This is a genomic window from Ornithinicoccus sp. (genome assembly GCF_057176825.1).
The window spans coordinates 2,020,957-2,035,258 of sequence record NZ_CM169976.1 but is presented as its reverse complement, the minus strand read 5'-3'; the positions used below and the strand labels follow the sequence as shown (position 1 = coordinate 2,035,258).

The 14,302-nt window shown below is 72.7% G+C and carries 16 protein-coding genes and 1 pseudogene; 2 read left to right on the top strand and 15 right to left on the bottom strand.

Annotated features, from left to right (window positions below):
- Positions 1-10 precede the first annotated feature (10 nt).
- The gene (gene rpsB, locus AC1QRC_RS10190) at positions 11-994 is read right to left on the bottom strand and encodes a 30S ribosomal protein S2 (protein WP_484203223.1); all 984 of its coding nucleotides are present in this window, start codon (positions 992-994) and stop codon (positions 11-13) included.
- 334 nt (positions 995-1,328) lie between these two features.
- Between rpsB and AC1QRC_RS10185 the strand changes: the two genes are divergently transcribed.
- Positions 1,329-2,441 carry a pyridoxal phosphate-dependent aminotransferase gene (locus AC1QRC_RS10185; protein WP_484206612.1) on the top strand — a complete coding sequence of 371 codons (1,113 nt, stop codon included), beginning with the start codon at positions 1,329-1,331 and terminating at the stop codon, positions 2,439-2,441.
- A gap of 21 nt (positions 2,442-2,462) precedes the next feature.
- Here AC1QRC_RS10185 and AC1QRC_RS10180 read toward each other — a convergent pair whose 3' ends face one another.
- The 9 genes from AC1QRC_RS10180 to rplS form a co-directional block, all read right to left on the bottom strand.
- Positions 2,463-3,428 (bottom strand): tyrosine recombinase XerC, encoded by a 966-nt coding sequence (locus AC1QRC_RS10180; protein WP_484203222.1) that lies wholly within the window; start codon positions 3,426-3,428, stop codon positions 2,463-2,465.
- A gap of 51 nt (positions 3,429-3,479) precedes the next feature.
- Positions 3,480-4,124: a peptidoglycan DD-metalloendopeptidase family protein gene (locus AC1QRC_RS10175; protein ID WP_484203221.1), complete on the bottom strand. Its 645-nt coding sequence runs from the start codon at positions 4,122-4,124 to the stop codon at positions 3,480-3,482.
- Positions 4,121-5,230, bottom strand: coding sequence for a DNA-processing protein DprA (gene dprA / locus AC1QRC_RS10170; protein ID WP_484203220.1), 1,110 nt, complete (start codon positions 5,228-5,230; stop codon positions 4,121-4,123). Before dprA ends, AC1QRC_RS10175 begins: the two co-directional genes overlap by 4 nt.
- Positions 5,227-6,762, bottom strand: a complete 1,536-nt coding sequence (locus tag AC1QRC_RS10165) for a YifB family Mg chelatase-like AAA ATPase (protein ID WP_484203219.1) — start codon at positions 6,760-6,762, stop codon at positions 5,227-5,229. Before AC1QRC_RS10165 ends, dprA begins: the two co-directional genes overlap by 4 nt.
- Before the next feature lies 1 nt (position 6,763).
- Positions 6,764-7,114 carry a YraN family protein gene (locus tag AC1QRC_RS10160; RefSeq protein WP_484203218.1) on the bottom strand — a complete coding sequence of 117 codons (351 nt, stop codon included), beginning with the start codon at positions 7,112-7,114 and terminating at the stop codon, positions 6,764-6,766.
- A gap of 160 nt (positions 7,115-7,274) precedes the next feature.
- A complete protein-coding gene (locus AC1QRC_RS10155) occupies positions 7,275-7,598 on the bottom strand; it encodes a DUF2469 domain-containing protein (RefSeq protein ID WP_484203217.1) in 324 nt (107 codons plus the stop codon).
- Positions 7,595-8,332 (bottom strand): ribonuclease HII, encoded by a 738-nt coding sequence (locus tag AC1QRC_RS10150; protein ID WP_484203216.1) that lies wholly within the window; start codon positions 8,330-8,332, stop codon positions 7,595-7,597. Before AC1QRC_RS10150 ends, AC1QRC_RS10155 begins: the two co-directional genes overlap by 4 nt.
- On the bottom strand, positions 8,329-9,234 hold the full coding sequence (gene lepB / locus AC1QRC_RS10145; protein WP_484203215.1) for a signal peptidase I: 906 nt from the start codon (positions 9,232-9,234) through the stop codon (positions 8,329-8,331). Before lepB ends, AC1QRC_RS10150 begins: the two co-directional genes overlap by 4 nt.
- A 209-nt stretch (positions 9,235-9,443) precedes the next feature.
- Positions 9,444-9,800, bottom strand: coding sequence for a 50S ribosomal protein L19 (gene rplS, locus AC1QRC_RS10140; RefSeq protein ID WP_484203214.1), 357 nt, complete (start codon positions 9,798-9,800; stop codon positions 9,444-9,446).
- 205 nt (positions 9,801-10,005) lie between these two features.
- Here rplS and AC1QRC_RS10135 point away from each other — a divergent pair, with 205 nt between their 5' ends.
- On the top strand, positions 10,006-11,211 hold the full coding sequence (locus AC1QRC_RS10135; protein WP_484203213.1) for a CapA family protein: 1,206 nt from the start codon (positions 10,006-10,008) through the stop codon (positions 11,209-11,211).
- A gap of 23 nt (positions 11,212-11,234) precedes the next feature.
- On the opposite strand, the gene trmD is transcribed toward AC1QRC_RS10135, so the two are convergent.
- The 5 genes and pseudogenes from trmD to rpsP form a co-directional block, all read right to left on the bottom strand.
- A complete protein-coding gene (gene trmD / locus AC1QRC_RS10130) occupies positions 11,235-12,440 on the bottom strand; it encodes a tRNA (guanosine(37)-N1)-methyltransferase TrmD (RefSeq protein WP_484203212.1) in 1,206 nt (401 codons plus the stop codon).
- 2 nt (positions 12,441-12,442) lie between these two features.
- Positions 12,443-12,976, bottom strand: a complete 534-nt coding sequence (rimM, locus tag AC1QRC_RS10125) for a ribosome maturation factor RimM (RefSeq protein ID WP_484203211.1) — start codon at positions 12,974-12,976, stop codon at positions 12,443-12,445.
- Between the two features lie 85 nt (positions 12,977-13,061).
- Positions 13,062-13,304, bottom strand: coding sequence for an RNA-binding protein (locus AC1QRC_RS10120; RefSeq protein ID WP_484203210.1), 243 nt, complete (start codon positions 13,302-13,304; stop codon positions 13,062-13,064).
- A gap of 3 nt (positions 13,305-13,307) precedes the next feature.
- Entirely contained in the window at positions 13,308-13,619 is a 312-nt protein-coding gene (locus AC1QRC_RS10115; protein ID WP_484206611.1) for a sunset domain-containing protein, read from the bottom strand.
- Positions 13,620-13,637: 18 nt separating this feature from the next.
- Positions 13,638-14,156, bottom strand: a pseudogene (gene rpsP, locus AC1QRC_RS10110) (30S ribosomal protein S16); the annotation flags it as partial.
- Positions 14,157-14,302: the final 146 nt, after the last annotated feature.

The following is a 14,302-nucleotide window of genomic DNA, read 5'->3' as shown; positions in this document are numbered from 1 at the left end:
TGCGGTGTGCTCAGGCCTGCTCGGCCGGAGCCTCGGCGGCGGGAGCCTCGGCAGCAGCCGGCTCCTCGACGGCCGGGGTCTCCTCGGCAGCCGGGGTCTCCTCCGCGGCCGGGGTCTCAGCAGCGGCGGCCTCGACGGCGGGGGTCTCCTCGGCGGCAGCCGTGGTCTCGGCAGCGGCCGTGGTCTCGGCAGCGGCCGGGGTCTCGGCAGCGGCCGGGGTCTCCTCGGCGCCGGCGAGCAGCTCGCGCTCCCACTCGGCCATCGGCTCGGAGGCCGCGTCGTCACCGTCGGCGGAGCCGCCGGAGGAACGGGCGATCAGGCCCTCGGCCACGGCGTCGGCGACCACGCGGGTGAGCAGCGCGACGGAGCGGATCGCGTCGTCGTTGCCGGGGACCTTGTAGTCGACCTCGTCCGGGTCGCAGTTGGTGTCCAGGATGGCGATGACCGGGACGCCGAGCTTGCGGGCCTCGGTGACGGCCAGGTGCTCCTTCTTGGTGTCCACGACCCACACGGCCGAGGGGACCTTGGACATGTCCCGGATACCGCCCAGGGCGCGCTCGAGCTTCTCCATCTCGCGGCGCATCATGAGCAGTTCCTTCTTCGTGTGCGAGGAACCGGCCACGTCGTCGAAGTCGATCTCCTCGAGCTCCTTCAGACGGGTCAGCCGCTTGGACACGGTCTGGAAGTTGGTGAGCATGCCACCGAGCCAGCGGTGGTTCACGTAGGGCATCCCGACGCGGGTCGCCTGCTCGGCGATGGACTCCTGCGCCTGCTTCTTGGTGCCGACGAACAGGATCGTCCCGCCGTGCGCGACGGTCTGCTTGACGAAGTCGTAGGCCTCGTTCAGGTAGTTGAGCGACTGCTGCAGGTCGATGATGTAGATGCCGTTGCGCTCGGTCATGATGAAGCGCTTCATCTTGGGGTTCCAACGACGGGTCTGGTGCCCGAAGTGGACGCCGCTCTCCAGGAGCTGGCGCATGGTGACGACGGCCATGCCGAGGTCTCGCTTTCTATGGGTGACGGTTTGGTCCTGGCACGGGCGACGGCCCCACCCGGCCTGCGAACAGGACCGGGACCGCGGGGCACGCCCCGTCACCGGAGTGACGGTGGGCTCGTGCGCGAATTCGCCTGGCGGGTCCGGACCGGAGTCCGGGCACACCACACGTGCGACCCATTCTACGACCCCGGGCAGCGTCCGCGAAATCACGGCGGCCCCACCGGTCACGGGACCGGTCCACCGCCCCGATACCCTCGGCTGGGTGGCCACCTCACAGAACCCGCACCTCATCTCCCGACTCGATGGATTCGGGGAGACCATCTTCTCCGAGATGACCCAACGGGCCCTGCAGTTCGACGCCGTCAACCTGGGCCAGGGATTCCCCGACAGCGACGGACCGCCCGAGATCCTGCAGGCCGCCAAGGACGCCATCGACAGTGGCCTCAACCAGTACCCCCCGGCGATCGGCATGCCGGTGCTCCGGCAGGCGATCGCCGATCACCAACGGCGCTTCTACGGCCTGTCGGTCGACCCGGACACCGAGGTGCTGGTGACGGTGGGCGCCACGGAGGCGATCGCCGCCACCATCCTGGCGCTGTGTGAGCCAGGCGACGAGGTCGTCACCTTCGAGCCCTACTTCGACTCCTATGCCGCCTCCATCGCCCTGGCCGGCGGGGTCAGGCGCACCGTGCCGCTGCGCTTCCCCGACCTGTCCATCGACGAGGCCGAGCTGCGTGCGGCCTTCACCGACCGGACCCGGATGGTGCTGCTCAACACCCCGCACAACCCGACGGGGAAGGTGTTCTCCCGCGAGGAGATCGAGCTCGTGGGGCGGCTGGCCACCGAGCACGGTGCGTGGGTGGTCAGTGACGAGGTCTATGAGCACCTGGCCTTCGACGGGCTGCGCCACATCCCGCCGGCAACCCTGCCCGGCCTGGCCGAGCGGACCATCACGATCTCCTCGGGCGGCAAGACGTTCTCCACCACGGGGTGGAAGGTCGGGTGGCTGCACGGGCCGGCGCAGGTGGTCAGCGCGGTCAAGGCGGTCAAGCAGTTCCTCACCTTCGTGGGCAGCGGCCCGTTCCAGCCGGCCATCGCGCTCGGCCTGGGCCTGCCGGACGCCTTCTTCACCGACCTGGCAGCCACGATGGCGCACAAGCGGGACGTCCTGGTGACGGCACTCGAGGGGGTCGGCCTGCCGGTGGCGCCCTGCCAGGGCACCTACTTCGTCATCGCCGACGTGGCTCCGCTCGGCGTGACCGATGCGGTCGACTTCTGTCGCCGGATGCCCGAGGAGATCGGGGTGGTGGGGGTGCCGGTGTCGGTGTTCTGCGACGACAAGGAGTCGGTCGCCACGCTCGTGCGCTTCGCCTTCTGCAAGCAGGAAGAGGTCCTCCAGGAGGCCGCCAGGCGCCTGGGCCGCCTCGCAGTAACCGCCGACTGACAGGGCAACTCGGCCCGGAGGTCAGGCCCGGGGGTGCGCCTGCCGGTATGCCGACCGCAGCCGCTCCACGGACACGTGCGTGTAGATCTGGGTGGTGGCCAGGCTCGCGTGGCCCAGCATCTCCTGGACCGTCCGCAGGTCGGCGCCGCCCTCGAGCAGGTGGGTGGCGGCGCTGTGCCGCAGGCCGTGCGGCCCCAGGTCGGGGGCGTCCGGCAGGTGCGCCAGCAGATCGTGGACGGCGCTGCGGACCTGCCGCTGGTCGACCCGGCGCCCCCGCCGGCCCAGGAAGAGTGCCGGCCCCGACTCCCCGGTGAGCAGCAGCGGCCGCCCCCGACTCAGCCAGTCTCCGAGCGCCCGCCCGGCCGGGGCGCCGAACGGCACGGTGCGTTCCTTGTTGCCCTTCCCGAGGACCCGGATCACCCGGCCGGTCAGGTCCAGGTCGTCCAGGTCGAGACCGACCAGCTCCCCGACGCGGACCCCGCTGGCATAGAGCAACTCGAGTGCCGCCCGGTCCCGGAGCCGGACCGGGTCCTCATCGTCCGCCGACACCGCTGCGAGGTCGAGCAGGCCCTTGGCCTCCGACTCCTTCAACACGCCCGGCAGGTGCCTGCCCTTGCGGGGTGACCCGAGCCGCACCGACGGGTCGCTGGGGATGCGCCCGCTGCGGTGGGCCCACCTCAGGAAGGTCTTGGCGGCTGCCGAGCGACGGGCGATGGTCGACGGTGCGGCGCCCGCAGCTGCCAGCCCGCCGAGCCAACCGCGCAGGTCGGACAGGGTGACGTCGGCCAGGTCCTCAACGCCTGCGACGGCGAGCGCGTCGGCCATGGCCCCCACGTCGCCCAGGTAGGCGCGGACCGTGTGGTCGGACCGGTTCTTCTCCGCGTGCAGGTGGCTGGCGAAGGCCTCCAGCACGTCCGGGGGCACGACCAGGGTCCCGGCCGGCTCGTCCTGCCGGTCGACCGTGGCGTCGCGGGGAGCGTGGCTCACCTGCCTACCGTGACACGCGCGTGGCCCTCCCCGTCGCCCGGCTCGCCGATGTTAATCCAACGGCAACAGGGCGAGCTCCCATCCACGCAGGAACAGCATCGGGTCCAGGTAGGTGTCCTTGCCGCGGACCGCCCCCAGGTGCAAACACGTGACCAGGAGGCAGTGACCCCCGTCCTCGAGGGCACCGAGCCGGTCCCCGGCCGACACCTGGGTCCCGGCCGGGACCCGGTCCCCCACCGGCTGGTAGGTGCTGCGCAGGTGCGGGCCGTGCCGGACCGCGACGATCCCTACCCCGTCGATGACGCCGCTGTAGGAGACGGTGCCGTCCGCGACCGCCGTCACCGGACCCTGGTCGGCGCCGAGCAGGTCCACGCCGCGGTGCCCGGGCAGCCACTTCTTCGGGGGCGGCCGGAACGGGTTCACCACCACGAGGGGGCCACTCACCGGCACGCTCCACCGTGTCACCGCGGCAGTGCCTGCCCCCGGAACTATCGGTGCGGTCGGGGGCGTCGGCGGGCCGCGGTGTCCGAGCAACCACCCCTCGATCAGCGCGCTGCCCCGGGCCGGCTCCGAGACGACGTCGTCACCCGTGGGTGCGGTCACCTGCGCCCGGCCCTCCCCCACTGCCGGTGCCGCGGAGGCGGCGGCCAGGCAGAGGGCGGCCAGCAGCCCCAGCACCGCGAGCCGGGGGGTCATCGGGCCCGCGTCCTTCCCCACCCGTCCAGGCGCCGCTCGACCAGCCCCGCGGCCTCGAGCTGCCCCAAGCCGGACATCACCTCGGCCGTCGCCAGGCCGGCGAGGCGGGCCAGGCGCTCCACGCTGGCGGAGCGGTACTGCGGCAACACCGCGACGACCTGACGGGCCTCGGCGTCGAGGTCGTCCGTCGGCATCGTCGGGCCCCGTTTGACCGGTGCCAGGTGCTCACCGATCCGCCCGATGTGCTCGGCCGCCTCCGCGGCATCGGTCACCAGCACGGCCTGCAGATCCCGGATCATCTGGTGACAGCCCGCGGAGGCCATCGAGGTCACTGGCCCGGGCACCGCCCCGACGGGACGACCGATCGCGCTGGCACGTTGGGCCGTAGTCCGCGCCCCGGACCTCAGCCCTGCCTCGACCACGAGGGTCCCGGCGGTCATCGCCGCGATGATCCTGTTGCGCTCCAGGAACCGCGTGCGGGTGGGCGCGGAGGCCGGGGGCACCTCGCTGACGACCACCCCGCACTCGACGATCTGCGCCAGGAGCGAGCTGTGCGCGGCCGGATAGGGCTTGTCGACCCCACCGGCCAGCACCGCGATCGTCCGGCCCTCGACGGCCAGCGTCGCCCGGTGCGCCGCGCCGTCAATGCCGAACGCGGCGCCCGACACGATGACGAACCCTCGGGAGGACAGCCCCGTGCTCAGGTCGGCGGCCATGTACTCGCCGTAGGCCGTGCTAGCACGGGAGCCGACAACCGAGACCCCGGTGCTGGCCTCGGCAGGATCCAGTGGGCCGCGGGCGAACAGGCAGAACGGCGGCACCGGCAGATCGTCCAACCCTGCGGGCCACTCTGCGTCACCGGGGACGATGACCCGTGCGCCAATGCGGTCGGCGATCTCCAGGTCCCGCTCCGGGTCCAGCCCTGCGGCACGGGCGGCGAACCGGGCGCTCTTGGTCGAACCACCACGCAGCGCGACGGCCAACCCGTCGACCAGGCCGAACCGGTCGATGAGCTCGCGCGCCACCGTGTCGCCCGGCTCGGCGAGGCGGGACCAGGCGACCCGCGCGGTCCTCTCGTCCTGCACGGCGTCGGTCGCGCTGCTCATGCGGCCACCCCCGCGCTGCTGCGCAGCAGGAGGGCCTGGGCCATGTGCTCGCGGCCCGGCCGGTCGACACCGGCCAGGTCTCCCACCGTCCAGGCGATCCGGAGGCAGCGGTCGTAGCCGCGCAGGGTCAACCGGCCGTGATCCATCGCAGTGTCGAGGTCTCGCGTCACCTCCGGGCCCAGCCTCCACGTCCCGTTGCGCAGCTGGCTGCCGGGCACCTCGGCGTTCACCGACCAGGGGGTGCCCTCCCACCGTCGCCGCTGCCGGTCCCGCGCTTCCAGCACCCGCGCGGCGACGGGAGCACTGGCCTCGCCCCTGCCCCCGGACAACGAGGACCGGGTGACCGGAAGCATTCCGACCCGCACGTCGATCCGGTCCAGCAGCGGGCCCGAGAGCTTGCCGAAGTAGGCGCGCCGCGCCTGCGGGGTGCACGTGCAGGCCAGCCCCTTGCCGTAGCCGCGGCCGCACGGACACGGGTTGGCCGCCGCGATCAGCTGGAACCTCGCCGGCAGCCGGACATGCCGGTCGGCCCGGGCGATGGTCACCTCCCCGGACTCCAGCGGCTGCCGCATGCCGTCCAGCACGTCCCGCCGGAACTCGGGCGTCTCGTCCAAGAAGAGCACGCCCCGGTGAGCGCGCGACACGGCACCCGGCCGGACCCGGCCGCTACCCCCACCGATGACCGAGGCCATCGACGCGCCGTGGTGCGGGGCGACGAACGGCGCCCGGCTCACCAGGGACCCGGTCGCGGTCAGTTCGCCGAGCACCGAGTGCACCGAGGTGACCTCCAGTGCCTCCGCTGCGTCCAGGACGGGCAGCAGACCGGGCAGGCGCTCGGCAAGCATCGTCTTGCCTGCCCCCGGCGGCCCCACCAGGAGCATGTGGTGGCGTCCGGCCGCAGCGACCTCCAGGGCGGCACGCGCCTCCGCCTGGCCCACCACGTCCCGCATGTCCGGTGCGACCGGATCAGCGTCCGGTACCGGCGCCACGGGACGCAGGGCCGGCTCGGCCCCGGCGGCGAGCTGCTGGTACATCTCGATGAGGTCGCGCAGCGTGGCGACCGGCCGCACCCGCACACCCGGGACGAGGGAGGCCTCCCGCGCGTTCCCCTCGGCCACGACGAGCTCCCGGGCCCCTGCGGCCGCGGCTGCCAGGACCATGGGCAGCACGCCCGGGACGGGGCGCACCGACCCGTCCAGTCCCAACTCCCCGATGTGGGTGACGTGGCCGACCAGTCGCGCCGGCAGCACCTCCAGGGCGGCCAGTGCCGCGACCGCGATGGCCACGTCGAAGCCCGATCCGTGTTTGGGCAGCGCCGCGGGCGACAGGTTCACGGTCCAGCGCCGGGCCGGGATGCTGTGGCCCGAGTTGCCGGCAGCCGCCTTGACCCGGTCCGGCGCCTGGGCGCACGCGGCGTCCGGCAGGCCGCCGATGGCAAACGTGGGCAGTCCGTCGGCCACGTTGGCCTCCACCCGCACCGGGTGGCCCTCCACACCGGTCAGGGCCACGGCGCGGGTCACCCCCAGGCCCATCTCAGCCCACCGCCTTGAGGTGGTCGATGTGCGCCTTGCCCGACCGCTGCACCCGCACGCCCACCACGTCAATCCGGATGCTGGTGCGGTGCAGGTCGTGCTCCTGCAGCCACCGCAGGGCCAGCCGCCGCAGCCGAGCCACCTTGGCCGGCCCGACCGCCTCCGCCGGCGAGCCGTAGCGGCCGGACCGGCGGGTCTTCACCTCACAGAAGACCAGCGTGTCGCGGTCCGCCGCGACGATGTCCAACTCGCCCTGCTGACACCGCCAGTTGCGGTCCACCACGACATAGCCCTGCTGCTCCAGGAACCCGCACGCCACCTGCTCGCCATAGTCCCCCACCGATTTCGCCACGCGGTACGGCATACCCCCATCGGCCACCTCGACCACCTCCTGGGCCGAGCGTGCCGTCCCCGGCAACCCCGCAGAAGGCCCTCATCCGAGGCTGTGGACAACCCGGCCGGTCACCCCGCGCTGTGGACGGTGGTCTCCTCCGCAGCCCGGCGCCCGGACCTCAGGCGGGGAAACCTCCGCCCTTGGGGATCTCCAGGTCGCTCTTGGAAAGCTCCTCCACGTTGACGTCCTTGAAGGTGATCACCCGCACGTTCTTGACGAAGCGCGCGGGCCGGTAGACGTCCCACACCCAGGCGTCGCTCATCGTCACCTCGAACCAGGTCTCCCCGCCACCGGTCCGCACCTGCACGTCCACCTCGTTGGCCAGGTAGAACCGTCGCTCGGTCTCCACGACGTGGGTGAAGAGGCCGACGACGTCGCGGTACTCGCGGTAGAGCGCGAGCTCCATGTCGGTCTCGTACTTCTCCAGGTCCTCGGCGCTCATGCCTGACTCAGCTCCCTCGGGTCGACGATGTTGCCGGTGATGTTCCAACTGCGGCGGTGATAGGGGGTGGGGCCCAGGGTGCGCAGCGCCTCCTGGTGCTCGGGGGCGGCGTACCCCTTGTTCAGCTCCCAGCGGTATGCCGGATGCTCGGGGGCCGCCTCGACCATCCGGGTGTCGCGGGTCACCTTGGCCAGGACGCTGGCGGCGGCGACCGAGGAGCAGGTCATGTCCGCCTTGATCAGGGTGCGCACCGGCAGGGGTGGCGGCAGGGTCGGGTCGGCCAGCCCCAACAGCCCCTCGCGGGCGGGGTCGGTGAGCCAGTCGTGGTTGCCGTCCAGGATCACCAGGTCGGGGGTGATCGCGAGCTCGGCCAGGGCGCGCTGCCCCGCCAGCCGGAGCGAGGCCATGATGCCGATCCGGTCGATCTCCTCGGGGGTGGCGTGGCCGACCCCCCAGCCCAGGCACCACCGCTGGATCCGCGGGACCAGGGCCTCGCGTGCGGGGCGGGTGAGCAACTTGGAGTCCTTGACCCCCTGCGGGGCGCTGCGGCAGCCCTCGTCGATCGCCACGACACCGACCGACACGGGCCCGGCCAGCGCACCCCGACCCACCTCGTCCATGCCGACCAGGACCGGGTAGCCCTCCCGTTGCAGGGACCGCTCCAGGCGCAGGTTGGGACGGCCGCTCGGACGGCGCGCCGGGCGACGGGCGGGGCGGCGGGCGGGACCGGTCACTGCCGGTCGCCCCCTCCGGTCGACTCGGGCACGTCGGCGAAGACGTCCCCCGCGCCTCCCCCGAACCAGTCCCACCGGTCCAGGGGCCAGACCAGCGCCATCGCCTGGCCGACCATGTTGTCGGCCGGGACCGAGCCTGCGGCGCCAGTGCCGTCGTCGTTGGCCCGCGAGTCGCGGGAGTTCGACCGGTGGTCCCCCATCATCCAGTAGTGGTCCTCGGGGACGACGACGTCGAAGGCCTCGATGCTCGGCTCGTCGCCCGGGTAGAGGTAGGTCTCGTCCAGCGGTTCGCCGTTCACGGTGATGCGGCCCTGCTCGTCGCAGCACACCAGGTGGTCCCCGCCGACGCCGATGACCCGTTTGATCAGGTGGTTGCTCTCGCTCGCCGGCGCGAGCCCGACGAACTCCAGCCCTCCCATCAGGGCGTTGAGGACGGGGCCGCGGTCGGTGTCTATCTCCTGGTGCATGAGCCAGCCGCCGGGGTCGACGAACACCGCGACGTCGCCGCGCTCGATCGTGGTGGGGCCAGCCTGGATCTTGGACACCATGACCCGGTCACCGTAGACCAGGGTGTTCTCCATCGAGCCGGACGGGATCCAGAAGGCCTGGAGCAGGAAGGTCTTGATCAGGAAGCTGATCAGCAGCGCGGTGCCACCCACGATGAGCACCTCGCGCAGGACGTGCCCCAACCCGGACTTGCGCCGTCCCCGCCGCGCCGGGGCCTCGTCGGCCGGGGCGGATTCCTCCCGGTCGGCAGCAGGACCGGCCGCGCCCTCGGATCCCGACGGGCGAGCGGCATCGGCCGCCCGTCCGGCGTCCCCGGCCGGTCCGGCATCGCCGGCCCGTGCGGGCTCGGCCGCGCCCTCGGCCCCGCCGGGGTTCTCGTGCTGCTCAGGTGGCACCTGTCACGTCCTGTCTGTCTGTCCGGGTCGGGTCGCGCCCGGCCGTGGGCTCCCGGTCCCGCTGGCAGTGACCCTAATACCGCAGCCTGCGTGAGCCCGCACCCCCCACCGTGGTCGGGCCACCCCGGCCCGAAACGACGATGTCCACCCCGGCCGGGGCCGGTGGGTGGACATCGGTGGTACGTCGCCGGAGGTGCCGGCGGCGGTTCTCAGGCGCTGGGGGTCTCGCGCTTCTCGCGGATCTTGGCGGCCTTGCCGCGCAGGTCGCGCAGGTAGTAGAGCTTGGCGCGCCGGACGTCACCGCGGGTGACGACCTCGATCTTGTCGACGTTCGGGGAGTGCAGCGGGAAGGTGCGCTCCACCCCCACACCGAAGCTGACCTTGCGGACCGTGTAGGTCTCGCCGATGCCGCCGCCGTGGCGACGGATCACGACGCCCTGGAAGACCTGGATACGCGAGCGCGAACCCTCGATGACCTTGACGTGGACCTTGACCGTGTCACCGGCGCGGAAGTCGGGGACGTCGTCCCGGAGGCTGGCGGCGTTCAGATCGTCGAGCTTGTGCATGGTCGTTCGCTTTCTCGCAAGTGCCACAGGTCACCCACGGCTGTCGGTCATCCGGCATCGGATGGTTACGGTAAGGGCGCGTCACACCGGTCAGTCGCACACTTCCCCCTGTGGCAGGGGCGCGATGGGTCGGTCCGACGTGGACGCAAGGATCAAGTTTGCCACAGCAGGGTGCGTGGGGCTAAATCGTCACGGGAGGTAGGTGTTGAGTCAGCAACGCATGCGGGTATGCCGGGGGGCGGCGCACGCGATGATGGTCGCCGGGGTCCTGATCCTGGCGGGGTGCACGACCGGGTCGGCGGGTCCCGCCGACACCGGCACGCCCTCCGCCGCCGGTGGCCCGACCACCGAGGAGGACGGGTCCGGTGCCACGTCGAGCAGCGGGAGCCCCTCGGAGGACACCGTCCCCTCGACCGAGGCAGCCCCGACCACCGCAGCCCCGTCCACCGTGGCCCCCGACCCGCAACGCGAGGTCACCCTGGCGGTGGTGGGTGACGTGATGTTGGAGCGCAGCGTCGGCGAGCGCATCCTGTCCGACGGCCCGGAGGCCCCGTTGGCGGAGGTCCTGCCGCTGCTGACCGACGCCGACCTCACCGTCGGCACACTGGAGACCTCGATCGGCACCGGCGGGGAGCCGGAGCCGAAGACCTACACCTTCCAGGCTCCCCCGGAAAGCGTCCAGACCCTGCTGGACGGCGGGTTCGACCTGGTCGCGCTCGCCAACAACCACATCCTCGACTACGGGCCCGAGGGTCTGGCCGAGACGGTCGACCTGCTCGACGAGGCCGGCATCGCGCACGCCGGCGCCGGTGCCGACGAGGCCGCCGCCCGGACCCCGGTGGTCCTGGAGGAGGGTGGGCTGTCCCTGGGTTTCCTCTCCTACGTCGACGTGACGGACGAGTCCGGCGGCTACCCCATGGGCGGCTGGGCAGCGGGCGACGACTCCCCCGGCGTGGCCTGGGCCGAGCCGGACCAGGTGGCCTCGGACGTCGCGGCCCTGGACGAGGACGTGGACCACGTCGTGGTGCTGCTGCACAGCGGCACCGAGGGCTCGGACGAGGTGAACGACACCCAACGCGCGGTGGCGGCCGCGGCCCTGGAGGGCGGGGCGACGCTGGTGCTGGGGTCGCACCCGCACGTGCTGCAGGCCATCGAGGAGCAGGACGGCAGGCTCGTGGCGTGGAGCCTGGGCAACTTCGTCTTCGACGGGTTCGACGGCTACTACGGCGACCGGGGCGTGGAGTCGGTCGTGCTCCAACTCACCCTGGACGCCGACGGGGTCACCGAGTGGGACGCCGCCCCGGTCCGGCTGGTCGATGGGTACCCGCAGCCGCTGGACCCGGAGGGCGCCGGCGCGGATGTGCTCCAGCGGCTCGCCGACCTCCCGGCCCCCGGGATCTGGGACCGCTAGCCCACCGGGGGCGCCGGGTGGGGTCAGACGGGGCCCGCCCGCCCTCCCTGCCTGACGTCCTTGCGCAGCTGCACGGCGCCCGGGACCGGTTCGCCGGGCACCGGGCGGTACCCCGCGCGGCGGTACCGCCGGATGTTGGCCCGCGACCGGGCCCCCGTGAGCAGCACGTAGGCCGCGGTGTCGGCCGGTGCTGCCGCCTCGGCGAGCTCCAGCAGCGCGCGCCCCAGTCCGCGCCCGCGCAGGTCGGGTGCCACCATCAGCCGGCCGATGTCCCAGAGCGGCTCCCCGCCCGGACCCTCCTCCCGGCGGGCCCGGACGCCGCCGACCAGGCGACCCTCCGAGCGCACCACCCAGCTGTGCCACTGCCCGGTCCAGGCTCGGACGTCGGCGACGTCCTCGGTCAGCGCGGGGATCTGGAAGGTGTCGTTCTCCTGCGCCTCGTCCAGCCAGCAGGCACGGGCCAGGGTGAGGATCTCCCCCGCGTCCGCGGGGACGGCCCGCTGCACCTGGACCCCGTCCAGACCGGCCAGGGTGGCGGGGGCCGCCAGCAGGTCGGGGCGGCGGTCGGCGGTGCGCTGCAGTCGCTGCTCGTGGCGCCACCGGGCGATGGCACCGTGGTCCCCCGAGAGCAGCACGGGCGGCACGTCCCGCCCCCGCCAGGCCGCCGGCTTGGTGTAGACGGGATACTCCAGCAGCCCGTCCTCGTGACTCTCCTCGACCAGCGACTCCTCGTTGCCGATCACGCCGGGCAGCAACCGGGCGACCGCCTCGACGATCGCGAGGACGGCCACCTCCCCGCCGTTGAGCACGTAGTCGCCCAGGGAGACGACGGTGACCGGCATCCGCTCGGCGGCGTACTCATAGACCCGTTCGTCGATGCCCTCGTACCGGCCGCAGGCGAAGGCGAGCCAGGGCTCGGCCGCCAGGTCGCGGGCCATCGCCTGGGTGAACGGCACACCACCCGGACCGGGGACGATGAGGTGCGGCACGGCACCGCCGCCCCGGGCGACCAGGGCGTCCAGCGCCTCGCCCCAGGGTTCGGGCTTGAGCACCATCCCGGCGCCCCCGCCGTACGGAGTGTCGTCCACGGTGCGGTGCCGGTCGCGGGTCCAGTCCCGCAGGTCGTGCACCGCCACGTCGAGCAGCCCGTCCCTGCGGGCCTTGCCGATCAGCGACAGGTCCAGCGGCGCCAGGTAGTCGGGAAAGATGGTGACGACGTCGATCTGCACGCTTACTGCTCCCCGTCGGTCGCCGTGAGGTCCAGGAGCCCTGCCGGCGGGTCGACGACGACGCGGCGCGCCTCCTCGTCGACCTCGGGCACCAACTCCTCCACGAACGGCACCAGTGCGGTCCCGCCCCCGGCCAGGCGCACCTCCAGCAGGTCCTGCACCTCCCGCACGTGCAGTGCGGTGACCTCCCCGACTGCGGCCCCGTCGGGCCGCACCACGGCGAAGCCGAGCAGGTCCTCCTCGTACCACCCCTCGTCCGACTCCTCGACGGACTCCTCCTCGGCGAGCAGCAGCCTGGTGTTGCGCAACGTCTCGGCCGCCGTCCGGTCCGGGACCCCGTGGAACCCCAATAGGTAGGTGCCCTGGTGCACGCGCACGCTGCGCAGCACCAGTGGGGCGGCTGCGGCCCCCTGCGGCGACTCCGTCGCGAACTCGGCACCCACGACGAACCGTTGCTCCGGCGCGTCGGTGTGCACCTGGACGGTGACCTCCCCGCGCAGGCCGTGCGCCTTCCCGATCCGGGCTACCACGTGCACTGGTCCTCCTGACACACAAGCCGGGAGGGGTATGTCGTCAGCTGGCGCTGCGACATACCCCTCCCGGGTGGTTGTTGCGTGGGCCTCAGCGGAGTCGGTCGGTGTCGACGATGTCGACCCGCACGGTGTCGCCGCCGGCCAGGGCACCCATCACGGTGCGCAGGGCGCTGGCCGTCCGGCCGCGGCGGCCGATGACCCGGCCGAGATCCTCCGGGTGGACCCGGACTTCCAGGACGTCGCCGTACCGCACGTTCTTGCGGCGGACGACGACGTCACCGTCGTGGTCGACGATGCCCTTGACCAGGTGCTCCAGGGCCTCCTCGAGCACGGATCAGTCCTCGGACTTCGCGGCGCCCAGGTCGGCACCGGCGTCGGCGCCCTGCTGGGCGGCGGCCCCACCGGCCGGCTCGAACCCGGCGGCCTCGGCGGCCTCGGCGGTGCGGAACCACACCTCGGCCACGGTGGCGTCGTACCACTGCGAGCCTTCGACGTGGAACTTCATCGAGTCCTTGTTGCCCTTGACGGTGAAGCCCTCGGGGGCCGAGCCGTCCTCGTTGGCCGGGGCGGAGTCCGGGCCGAAGCCACCGTCGGTCGCCTCGGCGGCCGGGGTCTCCTCGGCGGTCTCGGCCGGGGTCTCGGCCACGGCGGCGGCAGCAGCAGCCTCGGGAGCCTCGGCGGCGTCTGCCTTGGACTCCTTAGCCTTCGGCTCCTCGGCCTTGGGCTCGGCGGCCTTGGTGTCCTCGGCCTTGGGCTCGGCGGCCTTGGTGTCCTCGGCCTTCGGCTCCTCGGTCTTGCGGGCCTTGCGCGGCGTGGTGGCGGACGAACCGGAGTCGTCGCCGCCGGCAGCGGCCAGCGCGGCCTCGTAGAGCGCCTTCTTGTCGGGGCGGGGCTCGGCGACCTTCAGAGTGCCCTCGGCACCCGGCTCGCCCTTGAACTTCTGCCAGTCGCCGGTGACCTTGAGCAGGGCCAGAACCTGCTCGGTGGGCTGGGCGCCGACGGACAGCCAGTGCTGGGCCCGCTCGGAGTCGATCTCGATGAGCGAGGGCTCGGCGGTGGGGTGGTACTTGCCGATCTCCTCGATGGCCCGGCCGTCACGCTTGGTGCGCGAGTCGGCCACGACGACGCGGTAGAACGGTGCACGGATCTTGCCCATGCGCTTCAGGCGGATCTTGACAGCCACGTGTGCGGTGTCTCCTCATTCTTGGTCAGGGTGAGCGGGCACAGGTCCACGTGGGGAAAACACGCGTGGTGCGACCGCTGCAGATGGACACATCGGACCGCGGTGAGAGGGGCCGCGGCAGATGGGTACCCCGGTATTGTGCCAGA

Bases quoted from the DNA above. Each gene is read 5' to 3' on its own strand.
- rplS (WP_484203214.1), bottom strand. From the start codon at position 9,800: ATGCACAAGCTCGACGATCTGAACGCCGCCAGCCTCCGGGACGACGTC.
- AC1QRC_RS10165 (WP_484203219.1), bottom strand. From the start codon at position 6,762: ATGGGCCTGGGGGTGACCCGCGCCGTGGCCCTGACCGGTGTGGAGGGC.
- AC1QRC_RS10175 (WP_484203221.1), bottom strand. From the start codon at position 4,124: ATGACCCCCCGGCTCGCGGTGCTGGGGCTGCTGGCCGCCCTCTGCCTG.
- dprA (WP_484203220.1), bottom strand. From the start codon at position 5,230: ATGAGCAGCGCGACCGACGCCGTGCAGGACGAGAGGACCGCGCGGGTC.
- AC1QRC_RS10155 (WP_484203217.1), bottom strand. From the start codon at position 7,598: ATGAGCGCCGAGGACCTGGAGAAGTACGAGACCGACATGGAGCTCGCG.
- rpsB (WP_484203223.1), bottom strand. From the start codon at position 994: ATGGCCGTCGTCACCATGCGCCAGCTCCTGGAGAGCGGCGTCCACTTC.
- AC1QRC_RS10185 (WP_484206612.1), top strand. From the start codon at position 1,329: ATGACCCAACGGGCCCTGCAGTTCGACGCCGTCAACCTGGGCCAGGGA.